The sequence below is a fragment of the Streptomyces sp. NPDC002564 genome, from assembly GCF_042889645.1.
Taxonomy (GTDB): domain Bacteria; phylum Actinomycetota; class Actinomycetes; order Streptomycetales; family Streptomycetaceae; genus Streptomyces.
On record NZ_JBIARE010000009.1, the window covers coordinates 75,428 to 96,592 of the forward strand.

Consider the following 21,165-nt stretch of genomic DNA (forward strand, 5'->3'; position numbering starts at 1 on the left):
GCGCGGCACGGTTCACTCCCCGGCGGAGAGCGCGCGGAGCAGCGTGTCGTTCGCGCGGATGTCCCCGACGGAGATGCGGCAGGTGCCGGGGACGACGTGGCCGGTGTCGGCGACGACGATGCCCGCGGCGTGGAACCGCGCCATCGCCCGGTCGTGCTCGTACCACCGGACCAGCAGGAAGTTGGTCTCGGAGGGGAACACGTGCTCCACCGCCGGGTGGGCGGCCAGCGCGGCGGCCATCCGGTCGCGCTCGGCACGGATGCGCCGGATGCTGTCGAGCGCCTCGTGGGAGTTGGTGAGCCGTTCCCGGGCGGCGCGCTGCGAGGCGTCGGTGAACCCGAAGGGCACCTGCACCCGGCGCAGCGCGTCGATCAGGCCAGGCTCGGCCAGCGCGATGCCGCAGCGCGCGCCGGCGAGCCCCCAGCCCTTGGACAGCGTCCGGAGCACGATCAGGTTGTCGTGTCGCGCGACCGCCCCGGCGTACGAGGGACTGTCGCTGAACTCGGCGTACGCCTCGTCGATCACCACCAGGCCGCGCGTACGCGCCACGAGGTGCAGCACCTGACCGCGGTCGAGCCGGGTGCCGGCGGGATTGTTCGGGTCGCACAGGAAGATGACCCGTGGATCGGCCGCCAGGATCCGCTCGGTGTCGAGCACGGACAGGTCGTCGCCGCCCAGGGGGACGTCGACGACGGGCAGCCGCAGGACGGCGGCGAAGTGGGCGTACAGCGGGAACGTGGGCGAGGTGACGCAGACGGTCTCGCCGGGTGAGGCCAGCGCCGCCAGGAGCAGCATCGCGCCGTCGACCGACCCGCTGGAGAACAGCACGTGTTCCGCGCTCAGCGCGTCGACGCCCTCGTGACCGGGGAGCTGCGCGACGGTCGCCAGATAGGTGTCGGCGAGCTCGGTCGTGTCGAGGTGCGGATAGCTGCCGTCGGCGCCCAGGAACGGATTGGTGTTGCTGGACAGGTCGATCGTGTCGAACCGCGGCTGGCGGCGGAAACGGGCCGGACCCGGGACCGGCACGGCCGTGACGGGTGGCGCCGCGAACCGTGACAGCGCCGGTTCCGCCGCCCGCGCCCCCTCGCTACCCGGCGGCAGGCCGGGGGCGTACACCCAGTGGTCCAGGGGGACGAACAGGTCGGCCCCGAGCGGCCGTGCGCGCTCCGCGTTCCCGGGCCCGAGGTGGACCCAGTCCAGCCCGGAGCTCCGCGAGTCGAGGTGCAGCCGGTACACGGTCGCCGCGTGGAGGTCGTCCCGGGCGACGGCGTCGTCGTCGGCGACCGCGGGCGCGACCAGGTAGACGCCTCGGCCGTTGTGCGACCGCACCAGGAGGGCGACCTGGACAACGGTGTCGTCGCGGCGGCGCACGAGCAGCTCGGTGCGGTCCGCCAGCGCGCCGTGGGAGAGCGCCTCCAGCGCACGGGCGTTGTACGGACCGCCGCGGTCCGCGTCGCTCCCGCCCGAGCGCCGGTGCAGGGCGGCGAACGCCTCCCGCGCCCACCCGTGCGCGGCGAGCTCGCGCAGCGGGACGCGCTCCCAGGTGACGTCACGGGACACCTCGTCGTGCAGGGCATGGAGCTCGCCGAGCCGGTCGTCGCCCACCCGGGCGCGCAGGAACGCGTCCACGTCCTCGGTCAGCCGGACGACACACTCACTGCCCGCGGCGACCGGGACGAACCCGGCCGCTCCGAGCGCCCCGCTGTCGTCGGTGCGGCGCACGTGGGGCACGAGGATCTGGGGCACGTCCAGGTCCTTGGCGCGGCGGATCAGCGCGTCCAGGGCCTCGGGTGCGGGGACCGGGCTCGTCGGGCCGTATGGTGCCGCGCCGCCGACCAGCGTCGGGCGTTCGGCCGCCACCGGCCCCAGCGCGTCGAACGGGCCGCCGTCCACGCCGAGTCGGGACGGTGCGCACACCGGATCGTCGGTACCCAGGGCGGCGCGCAGCGCGTGCTGCAGCGCGGCGATGTCCACGGGCCTGCGCATGCTAACTCCGTTCCCCGGCGGACCGGCCGGTGGACGTCTCGATTCCGTGTGCGTCGGCGTACTTCTCGATGCGCTCGCGGTACTCCCCGAACAGCTCGGCCATCGTGCGGGCGATGCCGCTCCGCCAGTCGACCGCGCAGTCGCCGATGGCCGCGCGGCGGGCCTCGTGGTCGAAGATCGCGGTCTCCCGGCTGAGGTCGCCGCGGTCGAGCAGGACCGGCACTCCTGTGAGCGCGGACATGTACTCGAGGAGGTCGGTCATGCCGACCTCCTCGTCGCCTCCCCAGTTCAGGACCCGGGCGGGTGCCTGCGCGGCGTCCCACAGCAACGGCACCTGGCGCACGAGGTCGTCGGCGTGCAGGAGGTTGCAGTAGTTCTGCCCCTCGCGCGGCACCGCACAGGCCCGGCCCGCGCGCATCTGGTTGAAGAGGATCATGGGGACGCCGCCGTGGCCGTGCACGCCGTAGGCGATGTTGAGCCGGGCTATCACCGACGGCAGCCCCAGCGACTCGCTGAGGCCGCGCACCACGCCCTCGGCGGACAGCTTCGCGACGGGATACGTCGGCAGCCAGGGCGCCGCGCCGCCCAGCGGGTCGGTCTCCCGGTACCGGTGCGTGCGGTCGGCCCGGTGGTAGACCACTCCCGAGGAGACGTACAGGAACGCCTCCGCCGTGGCGCAGTGCGTCATCAGCCGCGCGGTGCCCGCGGCGTTGACCCGCGCGGTCGCGTCGAAGTCCGTGCCGTCGCCCCGGTGCACCGCGGAGTGCAGTACGTGGGTGAAGTCGCCGGGCAGGCCCGTCGGGTCGCCGGACGCCATGTCCCAGGTGAAGGTGTGGGCGCCGCTCCGCTCGAGCTCCGCGCGGGCGGCCGGGTCGCCGAACCGGCCCAGGCACCACACCTCGTTGTCGGGCGCGAGGGCTTCGGCGACGGGCCGGGCGACCTGCCCGGTGCCGCCGGTGATGAGAATCTTCTTGCCTTGCATGCCGTTGTTTCCGTCCTTGACCGAGTGATTCCGTCGTGGGCGCGTGCTGTCCTTCGGGGCCGGGCGCGGGTGCCGACCGGCCGGGCGCGTGCGGACCGGGTCAGCCGAGGGCGCGGGCCAGTTCGCGGCGCAGCGCCGCCTGGAAGGTCTGCACGTGCTGCGGGCTCATCAGGGTGTAGTGCTCGCCGTCGACCTCGATGAACGTGGTGGGGCGCCGCGTGAAGTCGTCCCAGTGGCGCAGCTGGTCGTCCAGCCACTGCTGCTTGGTGCCCTTGAGCGGGGTGCAGTAGAAGACGTGCGCCTGCCCGACGGTCCCCGACGGCTCGTACGTGCGGCCCAGGTGCACCATGCTCTGCGCCAGCTCCACCCAGGCGGTGAACCGGGCGACGGTGAGGTCCAGTTCGGTGAGGCGCCGCTTCGGTGCCTGCTCGATCAGGTGGGCCAGCTGCCCGGCCTCGGGCAGCGTGCGCAGCCTCGTGGTGAGGTCGGGGACGTCGCCGGCGTCGATCAGTTCGAGGAACAGGGCCAGGTTGATCGCGCCGTCGGTGAAGGTGATCTCGTTCATGCGGCCCGAGATGCTCGGCGGCAGATTGAAGACGCCGACGAACGCGACCTCGTCGCCCTCCGCCTCCAGCCGCTTGGCGATCTCGAAGGCGACCGCGCCCCCGTAGGAATACCCGGCGACGGCGTAGGGTCCGCGCGGCTGGGCCCGCCGCATCGCCGCCACGTACGTGGAGACCATCTCGTCGAAGGACGCGAAGTGGGTCTCGCCCGCGCCGAACCCGCGGGCCCGCAGCGCGTAGAACGGCCGCTCGCCGGTGAAGTACTTGGCGAGGTTGATGAACACGAGGACCTCGCCCAGACCCGGGTGGACGCAGAACAGCGGCGTCCCCTCGCCCGTGACCTGCAGCGGGACGAGCGGATCGTAGGCCCCGTCGCCGTGTGCTTCCCGTCCGGCGGTCAGCCGGGCGGCGAGGGCGCGCACGGTCGGTGACTGCAGGAGCGTCGCCATCGGCACGTCGTCGATGCCGAACTCCGTCTGGATCTCCAGCTTGAGCCGCAGCACGTCCAGCGAGGTGCCGCCCAGGTCGAAGAAGCTCGCGGTCGCCGGCACCCGTGTGATGCCCAGCGCGCGGCCGTAGATGCCGGCGAGCGCCGTCTCGGTGTCGCCCTCCGGCGCCACATGGCCGCCGAGGAACCGGGTTGTCACCTCGTCCGCCCTGCGGGCCGCCGCGTCGAGGGCGCCAGTCTCGACGGCCGCCCGCAGCCGCGACCGCTGGACCTTGCCGAGGTTGCCGCGCGGGATCTCCGGCACGGTCACGGGCAGGATGAGCTGCGGACGGAACCCCCAGTGCATCACCGTGGAGCTGCGGATCGCCACGAGGGCCTGGTAGACGGCCGCGTCGTCGGCGGGATCGCCCGCCGGGACGAAGACGACGGCCAACTGCTCGGAGTCGGCTCCCTCGGGGCGGATCGGGAAGGCCGCGACCTGGCCGCGCCGCACCTCGCCGAGCTCGTCGAGGACGGTTTCGAGGTCGTGGCTGTAGTAGTTGACGCCGTTGACGATGACGGAGTCCTTGGTCCGTCCGACGAGCATGAGGCGTCCGTCGGCGTCCAGGTGCCCCAGGTCGCCGGTGCGGAACCAGCCGTCGTCCGTGAACGCCCGCGCGGTGGCCCGCTCGTCGGCGTAGTACCCGGAGGTGACCATGGTGCCGCGCAGTTGCACTTCGCCCGTCCCGGTCGGCCCCGGCCGGTCCGTGGCGGCGAGGACGGTGCCGTCCTCGTCGGCGACACGGATGTGCAGCCCCTGCACGGGGTGGCCCAGCGGGGGGAACTCGGTGCCGAGGTCGCGGGCGGCGAAGTCGCGGTTGAACACGCTGCCCGCGCACGTCTCCGTCATCCCGAACGCGGGCACGATCACGTCCCGGCGCAGCCCGTACGGGGCGAGCGCGGCCAGGAAGTCCCGTACGGTCGCGGTCACCGTGGCCTCGCCGCCGGAGATCACGTACCGCAGCCGGGAGAGGTCCACGTCGGCAGGGGCGGAGGGGGCCTGCGGTGCCTGCGGTGCCTGCCGGGGGGCGGGCCGACGGGCGAGGGCCTGGTTGAGCTGGCCGAAGAGGAAGTTGGGGGTGAAGGTGACCCGGACCTGGTGCGCGGTGAGCAGCCGGAGGAACTCCAGGGGGTCGCCGAGGACGGTCGCCGGGACCGTCATGACCTGGTCGGCTCCGGTGAACATCGGCAGCAGGTGCGCCTCGATCGCGGCGATGTGATCCGTCGATATCCAGTTGAACACCGTGTCGGCGGGCCCCAGGTCGAGCGCCCCTGCCTTACCCGCCTGGGCCGCGAGCAGGTTGGCGTGGGTGAGCCTGACGGCCTTGCTCGACCCGGTGGAGCCGGAGGTGAGCATCAGGAGCGCGAGGTCGTCGGGGGCGGGCGCGGGCAGTCGGTCCTGGGCGGGGGAGGCGTGGCTCAGATCCTCGACCGTCGCCGTCCGCAGCCCGATGTCCGGCAGGTCCGCGTGGGCCGCCTTGGACACGACCACCAGCGGATCGCCCAAGAGGCCCGTCAGGTGCTCCAGTTGGGGCCGTCGGCGGAGGGGGTCGGACGGTGGGGCGACGGGGCACGGCACGGCACCGGCGAGGACGCACCCCCAGAAGGTCCGGAAGAAGGCCTCGGGGTCGTCGGCGACGATCAGCACCCGGTCGCCCGGGGCCGTGCCGCCGTCGCGGAGCCCCTGCGCGATCCGGCCGGCCCACTCCCGCAGCTCGGCGTAAGGCACGAAGGAGCCACCGACGAACGTGATCCCTCGCGAGGCGTCACGGGCCGCGCTGTCGAGGAGCTGCGGAAGGGTGGAAAGAGAACGGTGATCCGGCATGACGACGAAGTCCTCCGATCGAACGGATGGAGAGGAGAGAGTCGGAAGAATGGAGAAGAGGGAGTCGGAAGAGAAGAGGGCGATATGAATCGGCGAAATGAGTCAGCGTGAGTCAGCGCGGAAAGAGGGGGCGGAGGGGTGGTGCTTGAGGCCCGGCAGCAGGCCGCGCATCCACCCGGACTTCGCGCCGTGACTACGAGGGCGGAGGCACGGGTATGGCCGGAGACGACCGTGCTGTCGGCGTGGGAGTCGGTGATCAATCAGGACATCGATGTCAGTTCCGACGCGATCGGCGGCACCGACATGCGTACGCGGCGAACGCGTCCGGAGTTCCGGAAAGAGCGTGACCGGAGATGAAGCGGAAGCAATGCGTCACGCCTGGGCCGCGAAGGCCGGGCGGCGAGCCCGTCGCTCAGTTGACCTCGTTGAATCGCACGATGTCCTCGATCTTCTTCTGCAGCGTCGACTCGTCCGGGTCGGAGACGATCGCGTAACCGACCATTCCGTAAGGCCCCACGCGCGCGTCGGGCGACGCGGAATAGTCCATCTCGTCGATGTCGAAGGTGCGCTCGAAATCGGCCCGGGTCAGCGTGCCGTCGCTCGACGCGCGCAACAGGATGTGCCCGTGGAAGCGCTCCGGTGTTTCCGTGGCCCGGATCTCCGGAACCCCTTCACCGAGCGCGAGACCGATCTCCACGTCGAAGAGATTGACGCCGAACGTCAATTCGTTGGACCGCGGGGAGAGGCCGCCCGGGAGGCGCAGGGCGCACTCGCCGAAGGTCAGCCCGTCCTCCTCGGCGAAGATCTCCAGATGGAAGACGCAGTCGGGCGCCTCAAGGCTGGAGAGCACCTGCTCGGTGAGGTTCTCCGCCTGCTGGAACAGCTCCGGGTGCAGCCTTCTGTCCAGGATGTACGCGGCCATGATGCCGCCCTGCGCCGCGCTGAGCGGCGAGGCGTGATAGCGCACCAGGGTCGACCATCTCAGGGCGCCGCCTCCCCAGACCCCGTCGACGTAGATCTCCGGGGCGTCGACGAACGTTTCCGCGACGGCCGCGACGTCCGACCGGGTCGGGAAGGGGCCCAGGGCCTCCTCGAAGTCCTGCCGGGAACGGACGATCGTCGTGCGCAGAGAGCCGCCTCCGTTCGCCGGCTTGACGACGAAGACGTCCCCGAACTCCGCCGTGAGTTCCTCGAACGACGTGTCGGCGGTGAGATATCGACAGCGTGCCCGCCGGATGTGCGGCGGCAGGCCGCTCTTTTGCAGGTACTTGTCGCGGAAGCGCAGCACCTTCATGGAGTCCGCGTTGCCCGGAAGGCCGAGCTGCCGGCGCAGATACGCCGCTCCGAAGACGCCCATCTCGTGGACGCTCAGTACCCCCACGACGTCGTCGAGGCGCAGCGAAGGGGCGGAAAGAACCGCGCGGAGGATCTCGTGGGCGTTCTCGATGTCGGCGACGACTCTGTGGTCAATGCCCTGGGGCGGGACAGCGGGCGACTGCACGATGTAGAAGGGGTCGAGCCCCCTGTTCCGCACCGCCCGATCGAGATCGTCCCGGTATCCTATGACGACTATTGCGGGCATTCTTGTTTCCCCCGAATTACGGCTGGCCAAAAACTTTGGTGAAGTTGCTTGCCGTACTGCCGCCACCCGGTGGGGTGGCCGGTGCCAACGCATTGGCATCGTGTCACAGGGAAACAGTGATGTGGATATGCCACTTCAAGATCTTTTACAGCTGTTGGTGTGACCTGGACCACAGGTCACACCTTGTGCCGGACCGCGGGTCACGCCTTGTGACGGACCTGTCGGTCAACTCATATGGCGTTTCCGCTTATCAGGGTGCATTCACCATGCTGTTCATCAATGGGCCGCTACATACGGCATGGGGGCCGGTTCCGGGCAGAGGGCCTGCCCGGAACCGTACGCCTCAGCGTCCCCCGCCGACGAGCAGCGGGGCGCCGCCCGGCGCGGAGGCCGGACGGCCGTTGGACGCGGGAACCCCGGAGAGCGGGGACGCGGGAACCCGGGGCAGCAGACCGCGCGCCGCCAGGTCGGGGATGACGCCCTCCCCGAACCAGTACGCCTCTTCCAGGTGCGGGTAGCCGGACAGCACGAAGTGCTCGACGCCCAGCGTGTGGTACTCCTCGATGCGGTCGGCCACGTCGGCATGGCTGCCGACGAGCGCGGTGCCCGCGCCGCCGCGCACCAGGCCGACGCCCGCCCACAGGTTGGGCGAGATCTCCAGCTTGTCGCGGGAGCCGCCGTGCAGCGCCAGCATCCGCTGCTGACCCACCGACTCACTGCGCCCCAGGGCCTCTTGGGCCGCGGCGATGGTGTCCGGGTCGAGATCGTCGAGCAGCCGGTTCGCCGTCGTCCACGCCTCGGAGGCCGAGTCGCGGGAGATGGTGTGCAGCCGGATGCCGAAGCGGACCGTGCGGCCCTCCTTCTCGGCGAGCCCGCGGATCCAGTCGATCTTCTGCTTCACCTGCTCGGGCGGCTCGCCCCACGTCAGGTACACGTCCGTGTGCCGGGCCGCGACCGGCCCCGCGGCCGGTGAGGAGCCGCCGAAGAAGATCTCCGGCAGCGGGTCCGGCGGCAGCGCGGTCAGTCCGCCCTCGACCTGGAAGTGCTCGCCGGCGAAGTCGAACGGCTTGCCGCCCCACACGCCGCGTACGACGGAGAGGAACTCGTCGGTGCGGGCGTAGCGGCGGTCGTGGTCCAAGCTGTCGCCGAAGCGCCGCTGTTCGGTGGAGTCGCCGCCCGTCACGACGTTCAGCAGGAGCCGGCCGCGCGTGATGCGCTGATACGTCGCCGCCATCTGCGCGGCGAGGACCGGGGAGATGACACCGGGCCGGAACGCCACCAGGAACTTGAGCCGTTCGGTGTGCTGGGCGAGGGCGACCGTGGTCAGCCAGGCGTCCTCGCACCACGTGCCGGTCGGCGTGAGCACGGCCTCGAAGCCCAGTCCCTCGGCGGCCTTGGCGATCTGTGCGAGGTACTCGATGTCGGGCGCGCGCACACCGCTCACGGGCGTGACCCGGGAGCGGGTGATGCCGCCGTCCGTGTAGGCGTGCCGGTCCACGAGGGTGCGGCCGTCGCCGCCGGTCGGCAGGAACCAGTGCAGGTGGACGGTCATGGTCAGGACTCCTTGCGGTACGTGCGGGGCTCGGTGGTGGAGGGCGGCAGGTCGCCGTTGAAACGGGTGTCGACGAAGTCGCCGAAGTCGATGCGGCGCGGGATGAGTTTCAGCTCGGTGAAGGTGTCGGCGATCTCCTGCTCGGAGGTGATGACGTTCTTGTCCACGGCCACCGGGACGCGGGTGCCGTTGGTGCGCTTGACCGCGTCCAGGGCGACCTCGTAGGGCAGGCCGGTGTCCTTCGCCCAGACCTTCGCCCAGGCCTCGGGGTGCTTGTAGACCCAGTCCTGCGCCTTGCGCAGCCGCTCCAGGTAGTCGGCGACCGCGGCGGCCTTCTTCTTGTCCTTGAGCGCTCCGGGCGCCGCGGCCTGGAACGCGAGGCCGTTCACCAGGCCGTCGCCGTCGGTCAGGACCCGGCCCTTCTTGCTGTGCAGGACCTGCGAGGTGTACGGGTCCCACACGGCCCAGGCGTCCACCTTGCCGCTGGTGAACGCGGCCAGTGCGTCGGCCGGCTGGAGGTACTTGACCTTGATGTCCTTGAAGTCGAGCCCGGCCTTCCGCAGCGACGCGATGAGCTGGAAGTGCGCGGACGAACCCTGCGCCACGGCAACGGACTTGCCCTTGAGCTCCTGCGGCTTCTTCAACGGCGAGCCGTCGGGTACGAGGATCGCGTCGCCGTTCGCCGTGCCGTGGGTCGCGGCCACCACGGAGATCTTCGAACCGGCGCCCGCCGCGAAGACGGGCGGGGTGTTGCCGATTCCGCCGACGTCGACGGCCTTGGCGTTGATGGCCTCGAGGAGCGGAGGCCCCGAGGTGAAGGTGGACCAGCGGATCTTGTAGTCCAGGTCGTCGAGCTCACCGGCGGCGCGCAGCACGGCCTCCGAACCGCCCTTCTGGTCGCCGACGTTGAGGGTGAGCGACCCCTTGCCGTCGGTGTCGCCGCCCCCGCCGCCGATCGAGGTCCCCGCGGACGAGGTGCCGGAGCAGGCGGCGAGCAGCAGGGCCAGGGGGAGCAGCAGGAGCGCGGACGCGTGGCGTGGTCGTCGCATGACGGTTCCGTTCGGTTCGATCGGTCGGGGCGGGGACGGATGGGGTGGCGGGACGGGGACGGATGGGGGTGGCGAGGCGGGACGGGGACAAATGGGGGGTGGCGAGGCGGGACAGGGAAGGGAAGAGCGGCGGGACGGGGATGAGAGGGAGGGGGAGAGCGGAGGGCGACCGGCCGGGGCGGTTCGGGGCCGCGGAGGCCCTTCGGCCGCGGAGGCCCTTCAGACGGTGGAGGCCTCCGCGGACGCCTCCACGCCGAGCCGCTGCAGCAACTCCGCGCGCAGCTCGGCGAACCGGGGGTCGGTGATGTCGCGCGGCCGCTCCAGATCGACCTGTGTCTCGTACGCGATGACGCCCTCGTCCATGACGAGCACCCGGTCGGCGAGCAGGACCGCCTCCTCGACGTCGTGCGTGACGAGGAGCACCGCGCAGCCGCGCCGCTGCCAGAGCTCGTCGACGAGCCGCTGTGCCTTGATGCGGGTGAGCGCGTCGAGCGCGCCGAACGGCTCGTCGAGCAGCAGCAGATCGGGTTCGCGGACCAGGGCGCGGGCCAGCGAGGCGCGCTGGGCCTCGCCGCCGGAGAGCGTCTTCGGCCAGGCGTTGGTGCGGTGCTTGAGGCCCACCTCGGCCAGCGCCCGCTCCGCGACCTCCCGGTCCGGCTTGCCGGGCAGCCCGAGCAGGACGTTGCGCCACACCCGCTTCCACGGCATGAGGCGGGGTGCCTGGAACGCGACGGCCTTGCGGCGGGGCACGAGCACCGTGCCCTCGATGTCCCGGTCGAGCCCGGCCAGGATGCGCAGCAGCGTCGACTTGCCGCAGCCGCTGCGGCCGAGCAGCGCCACGAACTCGCCCGGGCGCACGTCGAGGTGGAGGTCGTCGATGACGGCGCGCCCGTCGAAGCTGCGGGTGAGGCCGTCGACGCGGACGGCGGACGGCGTGGCGTCCTTGCCGCCTGAGGCTGCCCCGGCTGCCGTGTCGGGTCCGGTCGCGGTCACCGGCCGGTGAATGTCGGTCGCCATTGCAGCAGCAGCCTTTCGAGGGTTCGGACGACGAAGTCGGCGGTCAGGCCGAGGAAGGCGTAGACGACGAGGCAGACGACGATCACGTCGGTGCGCAGGAAGTCGCGGGCCTGGACCATGAGGAAGCCGATGCCCGCGTCGGCGTTGACCTGCTCGGCGAAGACGAGGGCGAGCCAGGAGATGCCCAGCGAGTACCGCAGTCCCGTCATCGCCCCGGGCAGCGCGCCGGGCAGGATGACGTGCCGCACCAGGCCCCACCGCGAGAGGCCGAGCGACTCGCCGGCCTCGATCAACTGCGCGTCCACGCCGCGGATTCCGGCGTACACGTTCAGGTAGAGCGGGAAGGAGACGCCGAGCGTGATGATGGCGATCTTCGGTGTCTCGCCGATGCCGAACCAGATGATGAACAGCGGGATCAGGCCGACGAAGGGGACGGTGCGCAGCATCTGGACGCTGGCGTCCACGAGGTCCTCGCCGATGCGGAAGAGCCCGGAGACGAGGGCGAGGCCGGTGCCGACGACGGTGCCGAAGAGCAGCCCGAGGGCGACGCGCTGCAGCGAGACGCCCATGGCGTTCGGCAGCGAGCCGTCCCTGATGAGATCCCCGGCGACCTGCGCGATGGTCCCGGGGGAGGCGAGGACGTCGCTGGTCAGGACGCCGGTGGCGCTCAGGACCTGCCAGAGCGCGAGCAGGGCGAGCGGCCCGGAGGTGCGGCGCAGCCAGCGCGGGACGCGGGCGCGGCGGCGGGAGGAGGGGACGAGGGCTTCGAGTTCGGGTCCGGTGGCGGCCCCCGAGTCGACCGCGGTGCCGGACCGGCCGGTACTGGATTTCGATATACCGGATATGTCGGTCGTCGAGTCATGCGGTGGGGCATGGCTGATGCTCATGGCGCTCCATGGCGGGAGGGGAGGACGGAGGGGCGGGGCCACCGGCGGAACCGGGAGCGGGAGCGGGGTGCGGGATCGGGCCTGCGGATCAGGTGCTCGTACGTCTGGAGAGGTGCGTAGGGCTGCTCGTACGTCTGCGGAGGTGCGTAAGGCCGGAGGAGGGGCGGAAGCGGTCTACGGATGCACGAGAGCGGTCGAACGAAGCGCCACGATCGTCCGCGGATGCGGGGAGGCGTCCGCGGATACGCGCGGAGGGCGCCCGGCGGCTACCGGCGGACGCCGGAGCGGGGCAGGAACCGAAAGCGGTGAAAGGGCGTCAGCAGCCGCGGCGACACGCGGACGAGGCCACCCGCAGCAGGTCGATGTGACCGCGCGTGGTGAGCAGGGCTGAACGCAACATGCGGCAGAACGTAGCCAGATCGCGCACACACGGTCAATGGCGTCTCGAAGGGCGGACTCCCCGTATCAGTGAATGGGAGGCGCGGTGGGGGAGGATGGGGGTATGTCCGATGCGTTCACCACCCGAGTCCTTCAGGTCACCACCGGTACGAGTGAGGTGGTCGTCGACCTCACCTCCGAGTGCGAGGCCTTCCTCCGCGAGGCGGCGGGCGGCCGCGACGGCCTCCTCAACGTCTTCGTGCCGCATGCCACGGCGGGCATCGCCGTCCTGGAGACGGGCGCGGGCAGCGACGACGACCTGCTCGCCACGCTGCACGCCCTGCTCCCCGCGGACGACCGCTGGCAGCACCGCCACGGCAGCCCGGGACACGGCCGCGACCACGTGCTGCCCGCCCTGGTCCCGCCCCACGCGACGCTGCCCGTCGTCGGCGGCAGCCTGGAGCTGGGGACGTGGCAGTCGGTCTGCTTGGTCGACACGAACCGCGACAACCCGGACCGGAAGGTACGGCTGTCGTTCCTCGGCGGCTGATGAACCGGGGCTCCCGCCCCTGTTCATCCCGCCCTATTCATCCGGTGGGTTCTTGCCCGCGAAGCCGTCGGGGCCCGCGGCCCCCGGCTTCCCCGTCGGCCCCCGGCCCGCGCCCGCCGCGCGTCCCGCGGCGCAGTCCGGGCACACCCCCCGATACGTCATGACGGCCGCCGCCACCGTGAACCCGTACCGCTCGGTGTGTGGCAGGTCGGCCAGCGGGTCGCCGTCGGGGCGTACGTCCCGGATGGTGCCGCAGCCCGAGCAGACCAGGTGCTGGTGCGGGCGGTGGCCGTTCGGGTCGTAGCGCATGGCGCGGCCGTCGGTGGTCACCTCGCTCACCTCGCCGAGCGAGACGAGTTCGCCGAGCGTGTTGTACACCGTGGCCCGGGAGATCTCCGGCAGTCGGACGACGGCCCGGGCGAGGACCTCGTCGGCGGTCAGGTGGACGTGTTCGCCGTCGAGCACCTCGGCGACCACGCGGCGCTGGGCGGTCAGCCGCCAGCCGCGGCCGCGCAGTCGTTGCAGCAGGTCACTCATGACCACCAGCCCTCACTGTGCTTGGTCCGGAGATTGAATCCGTGCGCACCTGTCTGTCGTATTGACTTGGATTTCGTCCATCGTAGGATCGGTTCCGGCTGACAGCCAAGGGTCAGGGCAACAGCAGGGAACAATACGTGACTTGTAGCGAACTGCACGTGATGTCAGGAGAAGGGTCGATTCGACCCCGTCTCCAGGTTCCGCCGCACGGGGGCCCGAACCTCGACTGTTCCACCACCCTCAGCTCTTGAGCACAGCGATCCGCCCCCTCCGGAAGGAATCCCATGACTGAGAACCACGACGCGATCGTCACCGACCCCGAGCCGGCGGAGGCAGAGGGCTGCCCGGTCGCGCACGGGCGTGCGCCGCACCCCACGCAGGGCGGCGGCAACCGGCAATGGTGGCCGGATCGGCTGAACCTGAAGATCCTCGCCAAGAACCCGGCCGTGGCCAACCCGCTCGGCGACGAGTTCGACTACGCCGAGGCGTTCAACTCCCTCGACCTGCCCGCCCTCAAGCGGGACATCGCCGAGGTGCTCACCACCTCGCAGGACTGGTGGCCCGCCGACTTCGGCAACTACGGGCCGCTGATGATCCGCATGGCCTGGCACAGCGCGGGCACGTACCGCATCAGTGACGGCCGCGGCGGCGCCGGTGCCGGTCAGCAGCGCTTCGCCCCGCTCAACAGCTGGCCGGACAACGCGAGCCTGGACAAGGCCCGCCGCCTGCTGTGGCCCGTGAAGAAGAAGTACGGCAAGAACATCTCCTGGGCCGACCTCATGGTCCTCACCGGGAACGTCGCCCTGGAGACGATGGGCTTCAAGACCTTCGGGTTCGCCGGCGGCCGCGAGGACGTGTGGGAGCCCGAGGAGGACGTGTACTGGGGCCCCGAGACCGAGTGGCTCGGCGACGCGCGCTACACGGGCGACCGCGAGCTGGAGAACCCCCTCGGCGCCGTCCAGATGGGCCTGATCTACGTCAACCCGGAGGGCCCCAACGGCAACCCCGACCCGGTCGCCGCCGCCCGCGACATCCGCGAGACGTTCCTGCGCATGGCGATGAACGACGAGGAGACCGTCGCGCTCATCGCCGGTGGCCACACCTTCGGCAAGACCCACGGCGCCGGTCCCGCGGACAACGTGGGCAACGACCCCGAGGCCGCCCCGATGGAGCAGCTCGGCCTCGGCTGGAAGAGCACGTACAACACCGGTGTCGGCAAGGACGCGATCACGTCCGGCCTCGAGGTCACCTGGACCGAGAAGCCCACCCAGTGGAGCAACCTCTTCTTCAAGAACCTCTTCGAGTACGACTACGAGCTCTCGAAGAGCCCGGCCGGCGCCCACCAGTGGGTGGCCAAGGACGCCGAGGCGATCATCCCGGACGCCTTCGACCCGTCGAAGAAGCACCGTCCGACGATGCTCACCACCGACCTGTCGCTGCGCTTCGACCCGATCTACGAGCCGATCTCGCGGCGCTTCTACGAGAACCCCGAGGAGTTCGCGGACGCCTTCGCCCGCGCCTGGTACAAGCTGACGCACCGCGACATGGGCCCGGTCGTCCGCTACCTCGGCCCCGAGGTCCCCTCGGAGGAGCTGCTGTGGCAGGACCCGCTGCCCGCCCGTCAGGGTGAGCTGATCGGTGCCGCCGACGTCGCCGCGCTCAAGGAGCAGATCCTCGGCTCGGACCTCACGGTCGCGCAGCTCGTGTCGGCCGCGTGGGCGGCGGCCTCCTCCTTCCGCGGCAGCGACAAGCGCGGCGGTGCCAACGGCGCCCGCCTGCGCCTGGAGCCGCAGCGCAGCTGGGAGGTCAACAACCCGGACGAGCTCGCGACGGTGCTCCGCACCCTCGAGGGCATCCAGGAGTCCTTCAACGCCAAGGGCGGCAAGCAGGTCTCCCTCGCCGACCTGATCGTGCTCGCGGGCACGGCGGCCGTCGAGCAGGCGGCCAAGGACGGCGGCGTCCCGGTCGAGGTGGCCTTCTCGCCGGGCCGCGTCGACGCCGCGCAGGAGCAGACGGACGTCGAGTCGTTCGCCGCGCTGGAGCCGACGGCCGACGGCTTCCGCAACTACGTGGGCAAGGGCAACCGCCTGCCCGCCGAGTACCTGCTGCTCGACAAGGGAAACCTGCTCACCCTGAGCGCGCCCGAGCTGACGGTCCTCGTCGGCGGCCTGCGCGTCCTCGGCGCCAACCACGCCCAGTCCAAGCACGGCGTCCTCACCGACCGCCCGGGCACGCTGACGAACGACTTCTTCGTCAACCTGCTCGACCTGGACACGACGTGGAAGTCGACGTCCGAGGCCCAGGACGAGTTCGAGGCCCGTGACGGCTCCGGCGCGGTCAAGTGGACCGGTACCCGCGCGGACCTGGTCTTCGGCTCGAACTCCGAGCTGCGTGCCGTCGCCGAGGTCTACGCGAGCGACGACGCGAAGGAGAAGTTCGTGAAGGACTTCGCCGCCGCGTGGTCCAAGGTCATGGACCTTGACCGGTTCGACCTGGTCTGATGTCCGGCCGGGCCCTCGGCCCGGTCCCATGCCCGGTCCCATGAACGACGCCGCTCCGCGCCCCGCGCGCGGAGCGGCGTCGTCGGTTCCCGCCCCCGGCCGACTGCTTGCGCGGGTGGGGGAGCACCCCTGGGACGGCCCGTGGGATGAGATGATCGTCGGGCGTGCGGTGTCTTCGTCGCGCGTGTGCACTCATAAGGCGGCCTTATGGGGTCATAAAGCGGACCCGCCTACTTACTTAGGCTTGCCTTAGTTTAGGCTTTCCCTCGAGTCACTCCATCACCGCTCGAAGGGAACCTCAACATGCCTCGCCCTCTGCGGGTAGCCATTGTCGGAGCCGGCCCCGCCGGAATCTACGCCGCCGACGCGCTGCTCAAGTCCGCAGTGGCGGTCGAGCCGGGTGTGTCGATCGACCTGTTCGAGCGGATGCCGGCGCCCTTCGGCCTCATCCGCTACGGCGTCGCCCCCGACCACCCGCGGATCAAGGGCATCATCACGGCCCTGCACCAGGTGCTCGACAAGCCCCAGATCCGCCTCTTCGGGAACGTCGACTACCCGCGCGACATCAGCCTGGACGACCTGCGCACCTTCTACGACGGGGTGATCTTCTCCACGGGCGCCACGGCCGACCGCGCGCTCGCCATACCCGGCATCGACCTCGACGGCTCGTACGGAGCCGCCGACTTCGTCTCCTGGTACGACGGCCACCCGGACGTGCCGCGGACCTGGCCGCTGGAGGCCGAGAAGGTCGCCGTCCTCGGCGTCGGCAACGTCGCCCTCGACGTCGCCCGCATCCTCGCCAAGACCGCCGAGGAGCTGCTGCCCACCGAGATCCCGGCCAACGTCCACGAGGGCCTCAAGGCCAACAAGGCCCTGGAGGTCCACGTCTTCGGCCGCCGCGGTCCCGCCCAGGCGAAGTTCAGCCCCATGGAGCTGCGGGAGCTCGACCACTCCCCGAACATCGAGGTCATCGTCGACCCCGAGGACATCGACTACGACGACGGCTCGATCGCCACCCGGCGCGGCAACAAGCAGGCCGACATGGTCGCCAAGACCCTGGAGAACTGGGCGATCCGCGACGTCGGCGACCGGCCGCACAAGCTGTTCCTGCACTTCTTCGAGTCGCCCGTCGAGATCCTCGGCGAGGACGGCAAGGTCGTCGGCCTGCGCACCGAGCGCACCGCCCTCGACGGCACCGGCAACGTCAAGGGCACCGGCGAGTTCAAGGACTGGGACCTCGGCGCCGTCTACCGCGCCGTCGGCTACCTCTCCGACGAGCTGCCCAAGCTGCCCTGGGACGTCGCGTCCGGCACGGTCCCCGACCAGGCGGGCCGTGTCATCGAGGAGAGCGGCGAGCACCTCCGGTCGACGTACGTCACCGGCTGGATCCGGCGCGGCCCCGTCGGCCTCATCGGTCACACCAAGGGCGACGCCAACGAGACCGTCGCCAGCCTCCTCGACGACCGCGAGAACGGCCGGCTGCACACGCCCGCCGCGCCCGAGCCGGAGGCCGTCGACGCTTTCCTCGGCGAGCGCGACGTCCGCTTCACCACCTGGGACGGCTGGTACCGGCTCGACGCCGCCGAGAAGGCGCTGGGCGAACCGCACGGCCGCGAGCGCGTGAAGATCGTCGAGCGCGAGGACATGCTGAAGGCCAGCGGCGCCTGACCCGCCCCGCCTCCAGGGCGACATTCCGCCGTCGGTTCCAGGTCGTCGGTCGCGGTGCCCGAGGGCACCGGGGCCGGCGACCCGGCGTTTTCCGGGCCGTCCACGCCCGCGTGCGCCCCCTGCCGCGCCCGCCCGTCGAGCTGGCCTGATTCCCCGCGTACGCAGGCGGGTTGACCGCCCGCCGACGTAGAGTGACCAGTCGATCGAGGAGCGCGGCCGGGGCTCGCGGAGACCGGGCCGGGACCGGGGATCAGGGGACGGGGGCGGTGCGGGGCAAGGACCCATGGAGCTGGGCGTGAACACGGACATGCACTACCGCTTACTGGGGCCGGTCGAGGCATGGCGCGCGGGCCGGCGCCTGGCTCTCGGCGGGCCCAAACCCCGGGCGCTGCTGGCCGCCCTGCTCCTCCAGCCGGGACGCGTCGTCTCCGCCGAGGCGCTCATCGACGTGATCTGGGGCGACCGGCCGCCCGACACCGCACGATCGCTGATCCAGTCGTACGTCTCCGCGCTCCGCCGCGCGCTGTCCGCCGACGTGATCGAGACACAGCCGCCCGGCTATCTGATCCACGCGGACGCCGACCTCGTCGACCGCGCCGCGTTCGAGCAACTCACCGCCCGCGGTCGGCAGGCGGCGGCCGCGGGCGACCACGGGGCCGCGGCCCGGCTGCTGAGCGAGGCCCTCGCGCTGTGGCGCGGTCCCGCGCTCGGCGGCATCGGCGAGACCCTGCGGGCCATGGCCGACCAGCTGGAAGAGGCCCGGCAGGCGGCCCTGGAGGAGCGGATCGCCGCCGACCTCGCCCACGCGGGCCGCGAGACGGAACTGGTCGGCGAACTCACCGCCCTGGTCGCCACGCACCCCACCCGCGAGCGGCTGCGCGGCCAGCTCATGCTCGCCCTCTACCGGCTGGGCCGCCAGGCCGACGCCCTCGCGGTCTACGCCGACGGACGCGACGTGCTCGCCGACGAGCTCGGCCTCGACCCGGGGCCCGGCCTGCGGGCCATGCAGGAGGCCATCCTGCGCGCGGACGCCGCACTGCTGCCCGACGCGGAACGCGACCCCGCCCCCGCGGCCACCACCGACCGGAGCATCCCGAACGGCCCCACCGGCGGCCCGGACCCCGGCGACAGCGACCCGCACGCCCGCGACCACACGCGCAACCGCGACAGCGCCCCGGTGGCGACCCGCCCGCCGCCCGCCCTCCTGCCGCCCGCCATCGGCGACTTCACCGGCCGCGACGTGCAGCTCAGCGAGGTACGCGCCGCCCTGACCGGGCCAGGGCCGCGCCAGGCCGTGCCCGTCGTCGTCATCTCCGGACCCGGCGGCGTCGGCAAGTCCGTCCTCGGCGTGGCCGCCGCCCACCGCGCCGCCGACGCCTACCCCGACGGACAGCTCTACGCCGAACTGCGCGGCGCCACCGACCCCGTGGCGCCCGGCGAGGTGCTCGGCCGCCTGCTGCGCGCCCTCGGCGCCGACCCGCCGGAGGGCGACGCCGAGCGAAGAGACCTCTTCCGCAGCCTCGTCGCCGGGCGCCGCGTGCTGCTCGTCCTCGACGACGCGGGCAGCGAGTCCCAGGTGCGGCCGCTGCTCCCGGGCAGCGCCACCTGCGGGGTGCTGATCACCGCGCGTGCCCGGCTCGGCGCGCTGCCCTGCACCCACCGCACCGACCTCGACGTGTTCGACACGGAGCCGGGCACCGACCTGCTGGCCCGCGTCGCCGGAGAACAGCGGGTGCGCGAGGACCCCCACGCCGCCCGCCGCATCGTCGAACTGTGCGGCGGGCTCCCGCTGGCCCTGCGCATCGCGGGCGCCCGCCTCGCCACGCGCAGCCACTGGTCGGCGCGGACCCTCGCCGAGCGGCTCGCCGACGAGCGCCACCGCCTGGACGAGCTCTCCGTCGGCGACCTGGAGGTCCGGGCGGGCCTCGGGCTGAGCTACCGCGCCCTGGACGGCCCCGGCCGGACCGCGCTGCGCCGCCTGGGCCTGCTCGCCGCGCCCGATGTCGCGTCCTGGGTGGTCGCCGCGCTGCTCGACGCGTCCGAGGCCGTCGCGGAGCGCGTCGTGGAGCAGCTCATCGACGCCCAGCTCCTGCACTGCACGCTCGTGGACCGCGCGGGACAGCCCCGCTACCGGCCGCACGACCTCGTCCGGGTCTACGCGGCCGAGCGCGCCGAGGCCGAGGACAGCCCCGCCGAGCGCTCCGCCGCCGTCGGCCGGGCGCTCGGCGCCGGGCTCTGGCTCACCGGCCGGGTCGCCTCCGCGACCCCGTCCGGCGCCGTCGAACTGCACCGCGGCTTCCTCGACTCGGGCGGCCCCGGCACCGCGAAACCCGGTGCGCTGCGCCACCACGTACGGCCCGTGGGGCCCGCGGCGACGCGGCGGGCGCTCGCCGACCCGGCGGCCTGGTTCGAGGCCGAGGCCGACGCGTTCGCCGCCGCCGTGGAGCGCGCCGCCGCCTACGATCTGCACGCCCTGGCCTGCGAGGCCGCGGCGGCCCTGTGCTCGTCCGCGTACGCGGTGGGCAACCGCTTCGAGGCCTGGTGGCGCAGCCACGACGCCGCCCTGGCCGCCGCCCGCCGTGCCGAGGACCGTTCCGGCGAGGCCCTGCTGCTGATCGGGCTCGGTCAACTCCGCTACGAACAGGACCGGTTCACCGAGTCGCAGGAGTTCTTCCGGCAGGCGGCGGGCCTGTGCGCGGACCTCGGTGACGCGCGCGGCCGGGCCGCCGCGCTCGCCGGTCTCGGCAGCGCCCTGCGCGAGGCGGGCCGCCTGCGCGCCGCACTCGACGTGCTGGGACGCGCCGTCGACGGATTCCGCACCCTGCGCGACGACCCGGGCCTCGGGCTCTCCTGCCGTTTCGCGGGCACCGTCCACCTCGAACTCGGCGAGCACGACGAGGCGTTCGGCCTGCTCGGGGAGTCCCTGCAGGCCTACCGCAGGCTCGGCAGCCGCCGCGGCGAGGCGTTGACCCTGCGCTCGCTCAGCCTCGTGCACCGCGCCCTCGGCGCCTACGCGGACGCGGAGCGCCTCGCCGACCGCGCGGTGGTCCTCCTCAGCGCCATCGGCGACCGGCTGATGTCGGCGTACGCGGTGCAGGCCCGGGCCAAGTGCCGCCTACGGCTCGGCCGGCCGGGCGAGGCGGCCGTCGAGCTCCGCGGGGTCCTGGAGACCTGCCGCGCGCACCACGACCGCTTCGGCGAGGCGCTGGCGCTGCGCACCCTCGGCGAGTGCGAACTCGCCGCAGGCCGTATCGAGGCCGCCCGGCGCAGGCTCACCGAGGCCGCCGACCTCTGGCAGGCCCTGGACCTGCCGCTGGCCCGCGCCCGCACCCTGCGTGACCTCGCCGCGGCGCGCGAAGCCGCCGGGGAAGGGGAGTCCGCCCATGCCCTGCGCGCCGAGGCGCGGCACGTCTTCCACGCCTACGAGGCGCGGGAACGGCACGAGCCCGGCATCTGACACGGCGGGCGCCCCGTACGCGAACGTGCCGTGCCCCGGGCACACTTGCCGTGGATTTACAGAGAAATTGCAGCGGGACCCGGCACGCTGTACGTGTCGGCGAGGCAGTGAGCCGACGGCAACGGAGGATCTGACGGGGGAGAG

The 21,165-nt window shown here is 72.2% G+C and carries 13 protein-coding genes and 1 pseudogene; 4 read left to right on the top strand and 10 right to left on the bottom strand.

Annotated features, from left to right (window positions below; all coding sequences use genetic code 11):
• Window positions 1–12: 12 nt before the first annotated feature.
• From ACFYXE_RS28460 to ACFYXE_RS28500, 9 genes are all read right to left on the bottom strand, one after another.
• Window positions 13–1,986 (bottom strand): aminotransferase class I/II-fold pyridoxal phosphate-dependent enzyme, encoded by a 1,974-nt coding sequence (locus tag ACFYXE_RS28460; protein WP_389317038.1) that lies wholly within the window; start codon window positions 1,984–1,986, stop codon window positions 13–15.
• Between the two features lies 1 nt (window position 1,987).
• Window positions 1,988–2,968 (bottom strand): NAD(P)-dependent oxidoreductase, encoded by a 981-nt coding sequence (locus ACFYXE_RS28465; protein WP_361168616.1) that lies wholly within the window; start codon window positions 2,966–2,968, stop codon window positions 1,988–1,990.
• 100 nt (window positions 2,969–3,068) lie between these two features.
• The gene (locus ACFYXE_RS28470) at window positions 3,069–5,843 is read right to left on the bottom strand and encodes an AMP-binding protein (protein ID WP_389317042.1); all 2,775 of its coding nucleotides are present in this window, start codon (window positions 5,841–5,843) and stop codon (window positions 3,069–3,071) included.
• Between the two features lie 412 nt (window positions 5,844–6,255).
• On the bottom strand, window positions 6,256–7,377 hold the full coding sequence (locus ACFYXE_RS28475) for an acetyl-CoA carboxylase biotin carboxylase subunit family protein (protein ID WP_389317045.1): 1,122 nt from the start codon (window positions 7,375–7,377) through the stop codon (window positions 6,256–6,258).
• A 391-nt stretch (window positions 7,378–7,768) separates the two neighbouring features.
• Window positions 7,769–8,977: an LLM class flavin-dependent oxidoreductase gene (locus ACFYXE_RS28480; protein WP_389317048.1), complete on the bottom strand. Its 1,209-nt coding sequence runs from the start codon at window positions 8,975–8,977 to the stop codon at window positions 7,769–7,771.
• 2 nt (window positions 8,978–8,979) lie between these two features.
• The gene (locus ACFYXE_RS28485) at window positions 8,980–10,026 is read right to left on the bottom strand and encodes an ABC transporter substrate-binding protein (protein ID WP_389317051.1); all 1,047 of its coding nucleotides are present in this window, start codon (window positions 10,024–10,026) and stop codon (window positions 8,980–8,982) included.
• Window positions 10,027–10,245: 219 nt separating this feature from the next.
• Complete coding sequence (locus ACFYXE_RS28490) at window positions 10,246–11,043, bottom strand: ABC transporter ATP-binding protein (protein WP_389317054.1); 798 nt, start codon at window positions 11,041–11,043, stop codon at window positions 10,246–10,248.
• The gene (locus ACFYXE_RS28495) at window positions 11,016–11,930 is read right to left on the bottom strand and encodes an ABC transporter permease (RefSeq protein WP_389317057.1); all 915 of its coding nucleotides are present in this window, start codon (window positions 11,928–11,930) and stop codon (window positions 11,016–11,018) included. Before ACFYXE_RS28495 ends, ACFYXE_RS28490 begins: the two co-directional genes overlap by 28 nt.
• 316 nt (window positions 11,931–12,246) lie before the next feature.
• Window positions 12,247–12,330, bottom strand: a complete 84-nt coding sequence (locus tag ACFYXE_RS28500) for a putative leader peptide (protein WP_355809829.1) — start codon at window positions 12,328–12,330, stop codon at window positions 12,247–12,249.
• 102 nt (window positions 12,331–12,432) lie between these two features.
• On the opposite strand from ACFYXE_RS28500, the gene ACFYXE_RS28505 reads away from it, so the two are divergent.
• On the top strand, window positions 12,433–12,858 hold the full coding sequence (locus ACFYXE_RS28505) for a secondary thiamine-phosphate synthase enzyme YjbQ (RefSeq protein WP_361168596.1): 426 nt from the start codon (window positions 12,433–12,435) through the stop codon (window positions 12,856–12,858).
• Window positions 12,859–12,987: 129 nt separating this feature from the next.
• Here ACFYXE_RS28505 and ACFYXE_RS28510 read toward each other — a convergent pair.
• Window positions 12,988–13,395 (bottom strand): annotated as a pseudogene (locus tag ACFYXE_RS28510) (Fur family transcriptional regulator); the annotation flags it as partial.
• 284 nt (window positions 13,396–13,679) lie between these two features.
• Here ACFYXE_RS28510 and katG point away from each other — a divergent pair.
• From katG to ACFYXE_RS28525, 3 genes are all read left to right on the top strand, one after another.
• A complete protein-coding gene (gene katG / locus ACFYXE_RS28515; protein WP_389317062.1) occupies window positions 13,680–15,896 on the top strand; it encodes a catalase/peroxidase HPI in 2,217 nt (738 codons plus the stop codon).
• A gap of 303 nt (window positions 15,897–16,199) precedes the next feature.
• Window positions 16,200–17,564 carry an FAD-dependent oxidoreductase gene (locus ACFYXE_RS28520; protein ID WP_361168589.1) on the top strand — a complete coding sequence of 455 codons (1,365 nt, stop codon included), beginning with the start codon at window positions 16,200–16,202 and terminating at the stop codon, window positions 17,562–17,564.
• Between the two features lie 295 nt (window positions 17,565–17,859).
• Window positions 17,860–21,021, top strand: a complete 3,162-nt coding sequence (locus ACFYXE_RS28525) for a BTAD domain-containing putative transcriptional regulator (protein WP_389317067.1) — start codon at window positions 17,860–17,862, stop codon at window positions 21,019–21,021.
• The last annotated feature ends 144 nt before the right edge of the window (window positions 21,022–21,165 follow it).

What these genes read in the sequence shown, in the direction of transcription:
- ACFYXE_RS28460 (WP_389317038.1), bottom strand. Translation starts at nt 1,986, where the DNA reads ATGCGCAGGCCCGTGGACATCGCCGCGCTGCAGCACGCGCTGCGCGCC.
- ACFYXE_RS28465 (WP_361168616.1), bottom strand. Translation starts at nt 2,968, where the DNA reads ATGCAAGGCAAGAAGATTCTCATCACCGGCGGCACCGGGCAGGTCGCC.
- ACFYXE_RS28470 (WP_389317042.1), bottom strand. Translation starts at nt 5,843, where the DNA reads ATGCCGGATCACCGTTCTCTTTCCACCCTTCCGCAGCTCCTCGACAGC.
- ACFYXE_RS28480 (WP_389317048.1), bottom strand. Translation starts at nt 8,977, where the DNA reads ATGACCGTCCACCTGCACTGGTTCCTGCCGACCGGCGGCGACGGCCGC.
- ACFYXE_RS28485 (WP_389317051.1), bottom strand. Translation starts at nt 10,026, where the DNA reads ATGCGACGACCACGCCACGCGTCCGCGCTCCTGCTGCTCCCCCTGGCC.
- ACFYXE_RS28490 (WP_389317054.1), bottom strand. Translation starts at nt 11,043, where the DNA reads ATGGCGACCGACATTCACCGGCCGGTGACCGCGACCGGACCCGACACG.
- ACFYXE_RS28495 (WP_389317057.1), bottom strand. Translation starts at nt 11,930, where the DNA reads ATGAGCATCAGCCATGCCCCACCGCATGACTCGACGACCGACATATCC.
- ACFYXE_RS28500 (WP_355809829.1), bottom strand. Translation starts at nt 12,330, where the DNA reads ATGTTGCGTTCAGCCCTGCTCACCACGCGCGGTCACATCGACCTGCTG.
- ACFYXE_RS28505 (WP_361168596.1), top strand. Translation starts at nt 12,433, where the DNA reads ATGTCCGATGCGTTCACCACCCGAGTCCTTCAGGTCACCACCGGTACG.
- katG (WP_389317062.1), top strand. Translation starts at nt 13,680, where the DNA reads ATGACTGAGAACCACGACGCGATCGTCACCGACCCCGAGCCGGCGGAG.
- ACFYXE_RS28520 (WP_361168589.1), top strand. Translation starts at nt 16,200, where the DNA reads ATGCCTCGCCCTCTGCGGGTAGCCATTGTCGGAGCCGGCCCCGCCGGA.